This window comes from Mojavia sp., assembly GCF_059505145.1.
The window spans coordinates 1-13,538 of the sequence record NZ_JCACKA010000018.1; the positions used below are offsets into that span (position 1 = coordinate 1).

General features: G+C 39.2%; 10 protein-coding genes. 7 read left to right on the forward strand and 3 right to left on the reverse strand.

The window, feature by feature from the left end:
* The first annotated feature begins 742 nt into the window (after positions 1-742).
* Positions 743-1,165: a response regulator gene (locus AC5JL8_RS01640; protein ID WP_495878037.1), complete on the forward strand. Its 423-nt coding sequence runs from the start codon at positions 743-745 to the stop codon at positions 1,163-1,165.
* Between the two features lie 24 nt (positions 1,166-1,189).
* On the opposite strand, the gene AC5JL8_RS01645 is transcribed toward AC5JL8_RS01640, so the two are convergent.
* Positions 1,190-1,330: a hypothetical protein gene (locus AC5JL8_RS01645; RefSeq protein ID WP_495878038.1), complete on the reverse strand. Its 141-nt coding sequence runs from the start codon at positions 1,328-1,330 to the stop codon at positions 1,190-1,192.
* A 519-nt stretch (positions 1,331-1,849) separates the two neighbouring features.
* Between AC5JL8_RS01645 and uvrC the strand changes: the two genes are divergently transcribed.
* Both uvrC and AC5JL8_RS01655 read left to right on the forward strand, forming a co-directional pair.
* On the forward strand, positions 1,850-3,721 hold the full coding sequence (gene uvrC, locus AC5JL8_RS01650; RefSeq protein ID WP_495878039.1) for an excinuclease ABC subunit UvrC: 1,872 nt from the start codon (positions 1,850-1,852) through the stop codon (positions 3,719-3,721).
* An 885-nt stretch (positions 3,722-4,606) separates the two neighbouring features.
* Entirely contained in the window at positions 4,607-4,786 is a 180-nt protein-coding gene (locus tag AC5JL8_RS01655; RefSeq protein WP_495878040.1) for a replication restart DNA helicase PriA, read from the forward strand.
* 106 nt (positions 4,787-4,892) lie between these two features.
* On the opposite strand, the gene rlmN is transcribed toward AC5JL8_RS01655, so the two are convergent.
* Entirely contained in the window at positions 4,893-5,969 is a 1,077-nt protein-coding gene (gene rlmN, locus AC5JL8_RS01660) for a dual-specificity RNA methyltransferase RlmN (protein ID WP_495878041.1), read from the reverse strand.
* Between the two features lie 71 nt (positions 5,970-6,040).
* A complete protein-coding gene (locus AC5JL8_RS01665; RefSeq protein WP_495878042.1) occupies positions 6,041-6,541 on the reverse strand; it encodes a sensor histidine kinase in 501 nt (166 codons plus the stop codon).
* Positions 6,542-7,134: 593 nt separating this feature from the next.
* Between AC5JL8_RS01665 and AC5JL8_RS01670 the strand changes: the two genes are divergently transcribed.
* The 4 genes from AC5JL8_RS01670 to AC5JL8_RS01685 all read left to right on the forward strand — a co-directional run bounded on the left by AC5JL8_RS01670 (position 7,135) and on the right by AC5JL8_RS01685 (position 13,348).
* Entirely contained in the window at positions 7,135-7,359 is a 225-nt protein-coding gene (locus AC5JL8_RS01670; RefSeq protein WP_495878043.1) for a hypothetical protein, read from the forward strand.
* A gap of 71 nt (positions 7,360-7,430) precedes the next feature.
* The gene (locus tag AC5JL8_RS01675; RefSeq protein WP_495878044.1) at positions 7,431-8,171 is read left to right on the forward strand and encodes a hypothetical protein; all 741 of its coding nucleotides are present in this window, start codon (positions 7,431-7,433) and stop codon (positions 8,169-8,171) included.
* 509 nt (positions 8,172-8,680) lie between these two features.
* Entirely contained in the window at positions 8,681-11,683 is a 3,003-nt protein-coding gene (locus AC5JL8_RS01680) for a peptidase domain-containing ABC transporter (protein WP_495878045.1), read from the forward strand.
* An 81-nt stretch (positions 11,684-11,764) separates the two neighbouring features.
* Entirely contained in the window at positions 11,765-13,348 is a 1,584-nt protein-coding gene (locus AC5JL8_RS01685; protein WP_495878046.1) for a beta-barrel domain-containing protein, read from the forward strand.
* Positions 13,349-13,538 lie beyond the last annotated feature (190 nt).

Sequence of the window (13,538 nt, forward strand, 5' to 3'; positions counted from 1 at the left end):
TTTAGACGTTCCCCCTTTTTTAAGGGGGGTTAGGGGGGATCAGGGTTTCAGACTTAAGTGCGTAAGTCCTAATTATATTAATTACGGGTAATCACTTTTTTAAGTAGTGATGGGTAATTTGCAAAAGAGCTAATTACCCATCACTTATTACCTATTAACGACCTCAACGGATAACAGTAGCGTTCCAGAACCAATAATCTTCAACTTATACATAGTTTTTTATGCTACTGTAATATACTTAAGTAAATTTATTTAAAAATATTTCAGTATTTGTCATTTTTTTATTAAAAATCTACAGGCGGCTTACCTAATTGATATCTCAGTTTCTTAAACTTGATTTTAATTTGTACTTTAAATGTCATAATCAAGCAAAAGAGCAGTTATATGCTTTTTATATGGATACTTTCTGCCCAATACCAGATATTAATTGTGTTCTCGGCACAACTATTAAGCAAAGAAGTTCCCACATTGCTGATCGCAGTAACCAGCAACTTCTAAAATAAGCCAATTATTTAGTACCACAACTTCATCAAAATTGAGCTAAAGAAAATATTAACTTTTTTTAGATATAGCCTTTAGGATCATACTATGATGAAGCATGGAAAAGCAGGCAGACTCAATTAATTAGACTTGTAGCTGCATTGGATGAGCGAATTTGCTATTATTTCAAACGCTTTCTATGGATTTTTGTTTAAGTTTTTGACAATAATTTATGAATTTTGAACTGAGAGCATAGCTAACAATGACGGCACAATTACTTTCTATAAAACAGCGATTATATTCGCGCCCAATTAGACGCATTTTGCTAATTGAAGACAATGATGTTAATAGAATGCTGCTGAGTGACTATCTAAGTTACTGTGGCTACGATGTTTACAGCTTGTCAGTAGGTTCTGCTTTGTTCTCGACTGTAGAAAAATTTCATCCGGAGTTAATATTACTTGATTTAAAATTACCAGACATTGATGGTTATTCACTGCTAGAACAAATCCAGCAAAAACCAGACTTATCAAAGATACCCATCATTGTAGTTTCCGCATTTGCTTTTAAAGTAGATCAAGAACGAGCTATGAAATTAGGAGCTTGTCGCTACTTTGTTAAACCTATCAATCTCAAAGATTTGATGCTTGCAATCGAAGAGAAGTTAGCTGTTGAACACATATAAGCTTCGTACTTTTTTCTTTATTCGCTACTCAATTTTCTGCTTGATGATTAATTTTTCAACAGCCTTACAAAAAATTGCTACATAACGACTAAGTTGATAAACTTGAAGTTGAGTTTCTGCTACCAGTAAAGTTGTAATTTGTAGTTCGTTCAATGTTTCAACCATTACCTCACGGTAATTGGTTTCAAAGTCATCTATATTCCTAAGCTTGTCTCAATTAATATTTCATAATTTATAAATATTAATCATAAACACCCAGCTTGTAGCGTCTAGCGCTGGGAATTACCCACCCTACACTTAAGCTTCAAAAGTAGGCGATTTTTTCAAAAATTAAACCGGATTGCTATAGATTTTATATTTTATTTATTTGGCTTATTTATAATTTGATTTCACAGTGAATAAATAAGTAGAAACGTTGTATTCCAGCGTTAAAGAACAATTTATTGCATCACAACTTGGAAATTTACGTAAAATGCGCTATTAGCTTTATAAAAATTATATGAATTATTGGTAATGCGAACTAAACATCATCTTATTAAGGTTAGCTATGGATTAATGTAACGATGCAATAGCCCTCAGTCTGTACTTAATATTGACTTGATACAAAGCTTTTGAAATTAACACAAAGAATTTATTTTCTTTACAATAGAGATAGGTGGAGTAATAAATTATCTGATTTTGGTAGTGACAAAAACTGCTCAAACACTGGTTAAAGATCCAGAACGCCTAGAAAGCCGTCTAGCCGAAATTCCACCAGAACCAGGTGTTTATTTCATGCGGGACGGGGGCGACCATATCATCTATATAGGGAAATCACGGAAGTTGCGATCGCGTGTCCGTTCTTATTTCCGTGATGCCTACAACAAAAGTGAACGCATTGCCACAATGGTTAAGCAGGTGGCAGAAATTGAATTCATTGTCACCGATACTGAAGCTGAAGCTTTGGCTTTAGAAGCCAACTTGATTAAGCAGCACCAGCCATATTTTAATGTGCTGCTCAAAGACGATAAAAAATATCCTTATGTCTGCATCACTTGGTCAGAAGACTATCCTCGAATTTTTATTACCCGTAAACGTCAATTAGGTAAAGAAAAAGATAAATTCTACGGGCCTTATACAGATGCGGGTTTATTAAGAGGGATATTACACCTGTGTAAGCGCATCTTTCCACTGCGACAAAGACCGCAACCACTTTTTAAAGACCGCCCTTGCTTGAACTATGATTTAGGACGCTGCCCAGGCGTATGTCAACAGATGGTTCCACCAGAAGAATATCGCAAAACTGTGCAAAAGGTGGCGATGGTATTCCAAGGTCGGACTCAGGAACTGATTGATATATTGACTCAACAGATGCAAAAAGCCGCTGAGGGGCTGAACTTTGAATCAGCAGCGCGGATTCGCGATCAAATTAGTGGTTTAAAGTCGCTGACTGCGGATCAAAAAGTTTCCCTACCGGATGATACAGTTTCACGGGATGCGATCGCACTCGCAACTGATGAACAACACGCCTGCATTCAGTTATTCCAAATCCGGGCTGGTCAATTGGTAGGACGCTTGGCATTTGTAGCAGATGCACACGCCGAATCGGGTGCTATCTTACAACGGGTTTTAGAAGAACATTACCAAACTGCTGATTCGGTAGAAATTCCCGCAGAAATTTTGGTGCAGCATGAACTGCCAGATGGAGAGATATTGGCAGATATCTTAACTCAACGCAAAGGTAGAAAAGTCACTATTTTGGCTCCCCAGCGGCAAACTAAGGCAGAATTAATTGAGATGGTAGAGCGCAATGCCCTGTATGAATTGCAAAGAATGCAGAAATTGGGCGATCGCAACCACCAAGCAACGCAAGATTTAGCAACTATTCTGGATTTAGTTGACTTACCCCACCGCATTGAAGGTTATGACATTTCTCACATTCAGGGGTCAAACGCAGTCGCTTCTCAAGTAGTATTTATCGACGGGTTACCTGCCAAGCAACACTATCGCCACTACAAAATTAAAAATCCTACAGTCACAACAGGACATTCAGATGATTTTGCCAGTCTTGCTGAAGTAATTCAGCGTCGCTTCCGTAAGTATGCTGAAGATCCAAATTTGTCACGGGTTGGCAATCCTGACTGGCCTGATTTAATTATGATCGATGGTGGTAAAGGTCAGTTATCATCGGTTGTGGCTGTCTTGCAAGAGATGAATTTATTAGAAGACTTGCGAGTTATTAGTCTTGCCAAGCGACAAGAGGAGATTTTTCTGCCAGGAGAATCCCAACCTTTAGAAACCGATGCAGAACAACCAGGAGTGCAGTTATTACGACGATTACGAGATGAAGCGCACCGATTTGCTGTGAGTTTCCATCGTCAGCAGCGCAGTGACAAGTTAAAGCGATCGCGCTTAGATGAAATTCCTGGTTTGGGACACCATCGGCAAAAGGTGCTTTTAGGGCATTTCCGTTCTGTTGATTATATTCGGCAAGCGACACCCACACAGCTTGCTGAGGTTCCCGGCATTGGGCCACGTTTAGCTCAAGAAATTTACGATTATTTTCATCCTTCTTAAAGCTAACAGATGTAAATAAGCCTGATGCTAAGGGAACCACAACATAAGCGAGAAAATAATTTATGGGCAATTAATAATTGTGAAAATTAATTATTGATTACCCATGATATCAAGTCTGTCTAATTGCTTGTGATAAAAGCTCTCTGAGTCCCCGCGTTTCCGTGTCTTTGCGTTAATCCCAATGATAAGTCTTTCACGGGACATGATACAGGACTCCTATTTGATTTTTGCGAAGCTAGGTACACCTTTATTCCTTCTTCCCTATTCCCTATTCCCTGTTCCGTATCTCTACAAGCGATTCAGGAATCAAATCGGATTGCTATATGACCCATTACCAACAACTGGATTAGCAGACATAGCCAATACAGCTATTCCCTAGCATAGGAAAATTTAGTTAAATTGTTCCACCAGATAGATTAGCAGACATAGCTTGTGCAGCTAGTCTCGTTCATTGGAAATTTTAATTAATTTTTTTACCAAAATTTCATCCCCATATCAACTCGAAAAATCTTAATTAAAACTTAAAACGGAAGAATTGTGACTAAATATACAGTATTTTTCAGGTTTTCACTTTTTGCTATTAATATAGCCTTAATTACTTGAGATCACTATAAACAAGTTAATATCTAGGCATTAGCATTGGGGATCAGTGAATATCTAAGCAGCAATATTTCAAAAATGAATTTATATATCTAAAGCGGGATGGTCAAATCATAGACACATTAGAATAATAGATACAAATACCAAATTTTTTTCAGGCTGAAATTTTATTTCAAACGAGCAGCTAAGTGATACAAATCTTCATTAAGTAAAATTAAACCAGAAATTTATTGGTTTAATTGATGCTCTTTTTTACCAGAAGTTATTAAAACCAGGGATTTTAAAATGCAGATAGTACAAAAAATTTGCTGCCCTAATTGTGGTAGTAAGGCTGAACGTCACTATATTTCTGATAGCCAATTAACTCGGACACAATGCCCAAGTTGTGACTATTTAATGATCACTTGTACTCGCACTGGTAGAGTAATTGAAGCTTATGCCCCAGGTATTTATGTAAACCAATAAGTGAGTGCTGAGTGCTGAGTTGGGAATGTTGATTTGTGAGTATTAACTTCGCAGTTGTGAGTAAATATAGTAATGAATTATTCACTCAGCACTCGTTACTCAGTACTCAGGATTTTTTATTTGCTCTGAGTTGCCCACAAGCAGCATCAGCTTCTAAACCACGAGAATAGCGGACGCTAACAGCAATTTGTTGTTGCTTCAGCACTTTAACAAAAGCTTGAATGCGATCGCTATTGGGGCGTTTATAGTCCACTTCTTGGATGGGATTGTAGGGAATTAAGTTGACATGACTTTGGAAACCGCGCAGGCATTTTGCCAATTCGAGTGCGTGTTGTGGCAAATCGTTGACACCAGCCAGAAGTACATATTCAAAAGTGACGCGGCGGCCAGTTATTTCCACATATTCTCGGCATTCAGCCAGCAATTCTTCTAAGGGATAAGGGCGAGCGCTAGGGATGAGTTGTTCTCTTAGTGCTTGGTTAGGCGCATGAAGACTAACTGCGAGAGTGATTTGTAAATGGTGTTGTGCTAGCTGACGGATGCGATCGCGAATCCCAACAGTTGAAACAGTAAGCGATCGCTGTCCAATACCGACATCTTGATTGAGGGATCTCAGTGCTGCTAATACATTCTCAGTATTTAATAATGGCTCGCCCATGCCCATGAAAACCACATGGCTAACTCGTTGCTGAAAATCTTCTTGCACAGTCAGCACCTGATCAACAATTTCATGCCTTCCCAGGTTGCGCTTGTAGCCACCTTTACCAGTGGCGCAGAAATCACACGCCATTGGACAACCCACCTGAGTTGAGACGCATACTGTTAAACGCTTGTCGCTGGGGATACCAACAGCTTCAATAATTTGCCTATCTGCAAGTTGTAACAGATACTTTACCGTACCATCCGGTGCAACAGAACGATGGTGTATAGTTGAGCGTCCGATGGGAATGTTTGCGACTTCAGCACGCCATTGTTTTGAAAATACAGAGATATCAGCTAGCGATCGCACTCCTTTGTGATATATCCAATCATGCAGTTGCTTTCCTCTGTAAGCAGGCTGCCCATGTTGCTGCACCCAAGCTGTTAACTCGGCAACCGAAGCACCTAATAGGGGAGGAATTGCTAATTGTAATTTTCCTGAGATAGGAGAGTCAACCGAAGACAAAATAGGTGTAGCAGACATAGAAAATCATAAGTTGATACTGGATCTCTATCCTACAGCTGCCACATCAACTTGGTAGGAATTGTAAGCTCTTAGCTCATGGGAATATCTATCCAGAATTGTGTACCTTTCCCCACTTCAGAAATATACTTGAGTATGCCTCTGTGCTTATCTACAAAAATTTGATAGCTAATCGATAATCCTAAAACAGTACCTTCACCGACAGGTTTAGTAGTGAAAAATCGATCAAAGATGCGTTCCTTAATTTCATGGGGTATCCCAGTACCATTGTCTTGAATAGAAATTCTTACCCAATTATTTTTCAGAAGTTGGGTACAAATTGTAATTTTACTGGGATTTTTTTCAATTTCTGCGAGCGATCGCTTCTGATTATGCTTGTGTACTGCATCAATAGCATTATTGAGAATATTCATAAATACCTGATTCAATTGCGAAGCATAGCAGGTAACTAAAGGCAGTTGAGCATACTCTTTATTAATGGTAATTTCTGGATACGCTGAATTTGCTATAAAACGTTGCTGCAACAGCATTAAAGTACTTTCAATACCTTCATGGATATCTACTGGCTTCATATCAGCTTCATCAAGGCGGGAGAAGTTCCGTAAGCCAAGAACAATTTACCGTATTCGGTTAGCTTCCACCTTCATGGAATTAATGATTTTTTAATAAAAAATAAAATTAGATCGCGAAATTACGGATATTCGGTATTGATAACTTTTATAGCGACTGAGGTTTGCAACTTTTCATCTTTGGCATATAACGGCTATGGATTAGTGAACAATACTTGTTAGTGGTAAATAATGATACTAATATATTCTACCCGTTGAATCAAAAAGTATATTTACTGTGAGGATGTATTTTAAAGTAGAGATAAAGGTAATTCTGGATTCCGTATATTTAACATTAAAATATATAAACTTTAGCAATTATCTGGTATCTTACTCTTCCAAGCTTGTTATACGTAATAAGTGGTATTTAAGTATAAATCAATATCTAAGCTTCTACGAAAATTTTATAACCACAGTTCCTTAGCAAACTCATGCTAGCTCTTATGTTTTTTATTCAGTAGAAGCTATTTTAATTGTATGAATCTATACTTATTTATTGTTGTGGATGTACTAATACAAATCTTCAACATAATTTTTTTATTTGGGTAGAATGATTGATGATAAGTAAGACACAGATAGCAGATGCCAGAATATACATTACAGCCTTGGAATTTTACGTCACTTTGCACAAGTTTAGCCAGCCGCTTACGGTGCTTTTCTCGTTGTGTGGACTGGCGTGGAAACCCGCTCGTCGAAGTGGCTCACTAAGTAGAGCAAATGCCGTTGCAGACCGGGGAACACCCATTCAGAGCGCTTTTCAAAGGTTAGGATTTTACGTTTAATTACGTCTACTTGCCTAGTTTTTGATTAAGTTACCTACTAAAATTACTTACTGGATTTAGCAATAAGAAATATGCAGATAAATTTCGACCCCAAATTAAATTCTGAGCCTGTAACAGAAACTAGAAGTTTTGAAGAATTGTCTATAGTGCTGGTTGGCAACCAAATTAATCCCACAATTATCCAACCAGATTTTCTCAAAATGAGCGGGATATTTCCATTAGATTGGGAATTACAGCAACAGCCAATTGTCAATTCTAATATGGCTCAAATAGTCTTTAAAAATGGAGTCAGTCTGATTGCTCAAGGTCGTAGCGTATCTTTCAGAGAAACAGTTTCTCCTGAAAATGCAAATCAACCACAGATACTAAATTTAGCAAATAATTTTATTGATAAGTTACCCTATGCTGACTACCAAGGATTTAGTATGAATCCTAAAATTATTATGGTTTTTCCCAATGGGCGAGATATAGGGCAAGAGTTTATTGTCGGTAGATTATTATCGCCTGGGCCTTGGTCTAGCTTGGGTTTAGCTCCCGTACAGGCAGCTGTTAACTTTTTGTATCAATTAGAACGCTGTCCATTAGTTCTAAATTTAAGTTCAGTTGAATTTCAACAAGCTGATAAAGTACCACTGCCAGCTTTATTATTCTCCGGCAGCTTTAATTATGAAGTCTCTAGTTATGGAGTTAGCGAGCGAGTGCAGCAATTGAAAAAGTTGCTCGCAAATTGTTTAACAGATATAGAAGAATTTCGAGAAATTGTGAAAAAGCGGTTTTGGCAACAGGGAGATAGTGTCTTCCCTGTTAGGTAAGAAAAGTGTGTTATTGAAAGTTAGCAATAGGCGAGCGCTTATCATAAGTGATATGGGTATATGGGTACTCATATTGAAAGTATATTTGGTATCCCATATTACTTATGAGGATGTAATGAGTGCAATTTTAACCGACTCAAAACTTTTTCTAAACCTTTTACCGCTATTCTCGTTTTTTAACACAACTGATTACAGCGGTAACTTAGATCACACATTATATGACTGCATTTGTACAATTAGGCGAACGCAAACTTGCCGCCGCAGAGGTTTTGCCACTCCTTAATGAACATTTTAATAGTTGGCTACAGCACAAATAGTTGAGCAGAGTTGGCAAATTAGTCAATTAAAAGATAACTTTTTTTAAGTAAAACTTCGCAATCAAAGTAACTTTTAAGCCTGATAATGGGTAATAGGTCATGGAAAAGCCTCTCATGGCACAGTAGCCAATTACTACTTGGTAATTACCAACTACCCAGACATAATATTTAAACTAATTACATGAACTAGGCATGACTTATATTAAGAACGCCTTTCAAGAATTTCTTAGCACCCTGGAAGGGTTTGACCTATTACCTACAGAAGAGAATGCTCAGATCTCACAACAACTGCAAGCATGGCGCTACCGCATAGGTCAAAAAATCGTCGGTAAAGAACTCATTCCCGAACGAATAACAATAATTTATGAGGGACAAGCGCGCCTGTTGGGATATGACCCCCAGACGCAAATGCCAATAACTCTAAAGTTGTTGCAACCTGGAGAAATCCTTGGCGAAATTGGTTTTTTACGCCAGGTTGCTTGTGAGACAGCGATCGCTTCCACCGAACTGGTATGTTTAACCTTAAGTGCGGTTGAATATTTACGTCTGCTTTCTTCATTTCCAGCTTTTGCCAATATCCGCAAGAACCGCGCTCATGTGATCGAAGTATTTGATGTCTTAGGTTTACAACTAGAGCAGCACGCTTTAGCTAGCGCTAATCTCAAAGAACTGGCAGAAAAAGCTTTACCACAGGCGAAGATAAATTACCTTTTACCAGGAAGATTCCCGGCTCATCAATTAGATAGCGATCGCATCTGGTTTGTCAGTGGCGGTACAGTCAGGAGTTTCTCTCCTGGTTCGCGCTTAGAAGTGAGTGATGGCGAAACAATTGAAGTTCAAGGGCCAAATTCTGCACGTCTAATTGGCTTATCCCCCTCAGACTTGTTATTCCTCGACACTCATCAGGTACAGCTTCAGGTAACAACCGACAGCCAGTCCAACACCACAGACGAGCTCGATATTCCCTATGCACCTGAAGAAGAAGTTCCACAATCAGCAGCAGGCGCACAAAAAGGTCAACCAAAACACATAAAATACCCGTTCTTTCGCGGTACTGGGGAATTAAATTCAACCTTTGCCTGTTTTCAAATGCTCTCGAAGCACTTGCAAATCCCGTTTCGCCGGGAAGTGGTGCGCCGCATCTTAACAGAGCAAATGAAACGCCAAGGTACTCTATCATTTCAACTTTGTGCCTACCTATCAGAGTTAATCGGACTCAAGGCTCATCTGGTAGATATACCCGCCACCTCGATAACACGGATTCCTACACCAGCATTGATTCGTTATGGCGAGAATTTTGCTGTTTTATATCAAGCAGATGCAAATGCTGTAGTTGTTGGTGTACCTGCTCAAGGAATTGTACGCTGCAAACCTGCTGAATTGGTGGCTCGATTAGACGTTGATGAAACCAATATGCCACCTCAGGTGAGAGTGCTAATGCTCGCTCCCACCAAAGAAACACCCCAAGAGCGCTTTGGGTTGCGATGGTTTGTTCCTTATTTGTCACGTCACCGTCGGGTATTGATCGAAGTCTTTATCGCTTCCTTTTTTGTGCAATTGGCAGCGTTAGCTAATCCACTGGTGATTCAGCTAATTATCGACAAAGTGATCGTTCAAAATAGTATTAGCACCCTAAATGTTTTAGGAGTATTGCTATTAGTGGTTGGCATATTTGAAGCAATACTTACCACATTACGAACTTACTTATTTGTCGATACTACCAACCGGATTGATATGAGTTTGGGGTCGGAAATTATCGACCACTTACTACGTCTACCACTACGCTATTTTGAACGCCGACCGGTAGGCGAATTGTCAACTCGCATCAACGAATTAGAAAATATCCGTCAGTTTCTCACTGGTACTGCTTTAACAGTGGGATTAGATGCAGTATTTTCGGTGGTTTATATCATTGTCATGCTGTTTTACAGTTGGCAACTCACCCTGGTTGGCTTAGGAACGATTCCAGTCTTTATCCTCATTACTTTAATTGCCTCTCCGACTGTTAGTAGACAGTTACGCAGCAAAGCCGAACGTAACGCCGAAACTCAATCTTATTTAGTTGAGGTGATGTCCGGGATTCAAACGGTGAAAGCGCAAAATATCGAATTGCGATCGCGCTTTTCCTGGCAAGAGCGTTATGCGCGTTATGTAGCAGCTGGTTTTAAAACAGTTGTGACTTCCACCCTAGCCAATTCTACTAGCAACTTTCTTAACAAGCTCAGTAGCTTACTAGTGTTGTGGGTAGGAGCTTATTTAGTACTCCAAAATGAATTAACCTTAGGTGAATTAATCGCTTTTAGAATTATCTCAGGTTACGTTACCAGCCCCATATTACGTTTAGCTCAACTCTGGCAGAGCTTCCAAGAAACAGCCTTATCTCTAGAGCGTTTAAGCGATATTGTCGATACACCAGAAGAAGCAGAAAGCAACCGTCAAAACATTCCTTTACCTGCAATTGTCGGTGCAGTGAAATATGAAAATGTTTCCTTCCGATTTGCAGCAAGTGGCCCCCTGCAACTTTCTAATGTCAATCTTGAGGTGGCTGCTGGTAAATTTATTGGTATTGTCGGACAAAGCGGGTCTGGCAAAAGTACGATGATGAAATTACTGCTCAGGCTTTACGAAACAGAGTCCGGCAGAATTTTAGTTGATGGTTACGATATTTCCAAAGTGGAACTTTATTCACTACGGCGACAGATGGGTGTAGTTCCACAAGATCCGTTGTTATTTGATGGCTCGGTTCAGGAAAATATTGCTCTGACTAATCCTGAAGCCTCAACCGAAGAAATTATCGAAGCAGCTCGCATTGCAGTCGCCCACGAATTTATCATGAGCCTGCCTAACGGTTACAATACGCGCGTCGGCGAACGGGGTGCAGCACTTTCTGGTGGACAAAGACAAAGAATTGCGATCGCCCGTTCTGTTTTACAACGACCAAAATTATTAGTTTTAGACGAAGCAACTAGCGCTCTCGATTATCCTACAGAGCGGCAAGTTTGTCTCAATTTGGCTCGCGGATTCCAAGGTAGCACAGTATTTTTTATTACCCACCGCCTCAGTACAGTTAGTCATGCAGACACAATTGTCGTTATGGATAACGGCAGAATTACAGAACAAGGAACCCATCAAGAGTTAATGGCGGCTAAAGGTCATTATTACTACCTTTATCAGCAGCAAGAAGTAAACTTGTAATTAATCAGTTATCAGTTATCAACACACAAGTTAATAACTGATAACTCAATAACAATTACCAATCTAAAAACTAAAATTCTTATGACTCAACTAAATGGAAATAACCTCAACGGAAGTAATACTAACGGTAAGCATAATCATGCAGGAGAATCAGATTCACGGGTACTGACAACTCCAGCAAAAACTCCTAAAGAGCCTTTAAGAAACTACAAAGAGGTTAACTTCGAGCAATCTGTTGTACTCCGCCAATCTCCAGTTTGGTCACGCACAATCATGCTATCCCTAATGGGATTAGCCTGTTTTGGCATTGCTTGGGCTTATTTTGCCAAAATCGAGCAAGTAGTCCCAGCAGCAGGACAATTAAAGCCGGAAGGAACAGTTAAAGAAGTTCAAGCTCCTGTGACTGGGGTGGTAAAAGCAGTGTATGTTAAAGATGGGCAAGCGGTAAAACCTGGAGATTTACTACTGACTTTTGATTCCGTCGCCACCCGTGCAGAATTAAATTCTTTAAACAAGATTCGTGCTGCAATCATTCAAGAGAATCAACTTTATCGCCGATTGATGGGTGCAAGTTCCGCAACAGCATCTGAGCTTGAGTTTTTGCGCGGTAACTTACCACAAGAAGCTGCTTTTCTATTAAAAAGTCGGGCGGCGTTAGTTGCAGAAAATGAATTGTTGCGGACTCAATTAAAAAATTTTGGCACAGAAACGGGACTGGGAAGTGATGAGCGCCAACGTATAGCAGTTGCTAAAAGAGAATTAGATTCCCGCTCTGCTGCGGCGCAGTTAGAAGTAGAAAAAATTAAAAAACAACTTGTTCAAACTCAAGTCAAAAGGCAGGATACTCAAGCAAGTTTAGCTATCCAGCAGAAAATTTTAGATAAAATCAAGATATTAGCAGAAGAAGGGGGCATTTCTCAGCTTCAGTATCTCAACCAGCAACAACAAGTACAAAACCTCAGCGCAGAAGTAGCCCAATTATCTGAAGAAGAAAAACGTCTCCAGTTCGATATTGAAAGAGGACGACAGCAATTAACCAATACTGTAGCTGTTTCAGATAAAGGCATTTTAGAAAAAATATCTGAAACAAAACAACGAATTGCTGACATTGATAGTCAATTCACGAAAATTTTACTAGAGAACGAACAGCGTTTGGCAGATGTCAATAGCAAAATTTCGCAAACTCAGATGAATGTTAAATATCAAGAACTTCGCGCTCCAGTTGCAGGAACCGTTTTTGATTTACAAGCGAAAAATCCCGGTTATGTGGCTAATCCCACCCAAAAACTTCTACAAATTGTTCCTAATGATAAATTCATCGCTGAGGTTTTTATTACTAACAAAGATATCGGTTTCGTCCGCAAAGGTATGAAGGTTGATGTCAGGATTGATTCTTTTCCTTTCAGCGAGTTTGGTGATATCAAAGGAGAACTTACCGAAATCGGTTCTGATGCTTTACCCCCTGATCAAACACATCAGTTTTATCGCTTTCCAGCGCAAGTTAAATTGAATCAACAGTACCTACCGATAAAAGATAAAAAAATCTCGTTGCAGTCGGGGATGTCGATCAGCGCCAATATTAAAGTTCGTGAAGAAAGGTCAGTGATAAGTCTGTTCACCGAGTTATTTACCAAGCAAGTTGAAAGCCTTAAACAAGTCCGTTAAGCAATATATCTGTAGATGGGTTTGAATTAATGAGTTTATGAACAAACAAGATAACTTGTTAAATTCATCCTCAATTCTCCTTTCTTTTTATTGCTCTGGCGCTGTTGTGCATCAAAAGTGTACAACAGCTTATCTATGATAATGTTGTAAATAACAAACAATATTATTTCTGATAAATTAGCTTAAAAGA

Bases quoted from the DNA above. Each gene is read 5' to 3' on its own strand.
- AC5JL8_RS01670 (WP_495878043.1), top strand. From the start codon at position 7,135: ATGATAAGTAAGACACAGATAGCAGATGCCAGAATATACATTACAGCC.
- AC5JL8_RS01675 (WP_495878044.1), top strand. From the start codon at position 7,431: ATGCAGATAAATTTCGACCCCAAATTAAATTCTGAGCCTGTAACAGAA.
- rlmN (WP_495878041.1), bottom strand. From the start codon at position 5,969: ATGTCTGCTACACCTATTTTGTCTTCGGTTGACTCTCCTATCTCAGGA.
- AC5JL8_RS01645 (WP_495878038.1), bottom strand. From the start codon at position 1,330: ATGGTTGAAACATTGAACGAACTACAAATTACAACTTTACTGGTAGCA.
- AC5JL8_RS01655 (WP_495878040.1), top strand. From the start codon at position 4,607: ATGCAGATAGTACAAAAAATTTGCTGCCCTAATTGTGGTAGTAAGGCT.
- AC5JL8_RS01685 (WP_495878046.1), top strand. From the start codon at position 11,765: ATGACTCAACTAAATGGAAATAACCTCAACGGAAGTAATACTAACGGT.
- AC5JL8_RS01665 (WP_495878042.1), bottom strand. From the start codon at position 6,541: ATGAAGCCAGTAGATATCCATGAAGGTATTGAAAGTACTTTAATGCTG.
- AC5JL8_RS01680 (WP_495878045.1), top strand. From the start codon at position 8,681: ATGACTTATATTAAGAACGCCTTTCAAGAATTTCTTAGCACCCTGGAA.
- AC5JL8_RS01640 (WP_495878037.1), top strand. From the start codon at position 743: ATGACGGCACAATTACTTTCTATAAAACAGCGATTATATTCGCGCCCA.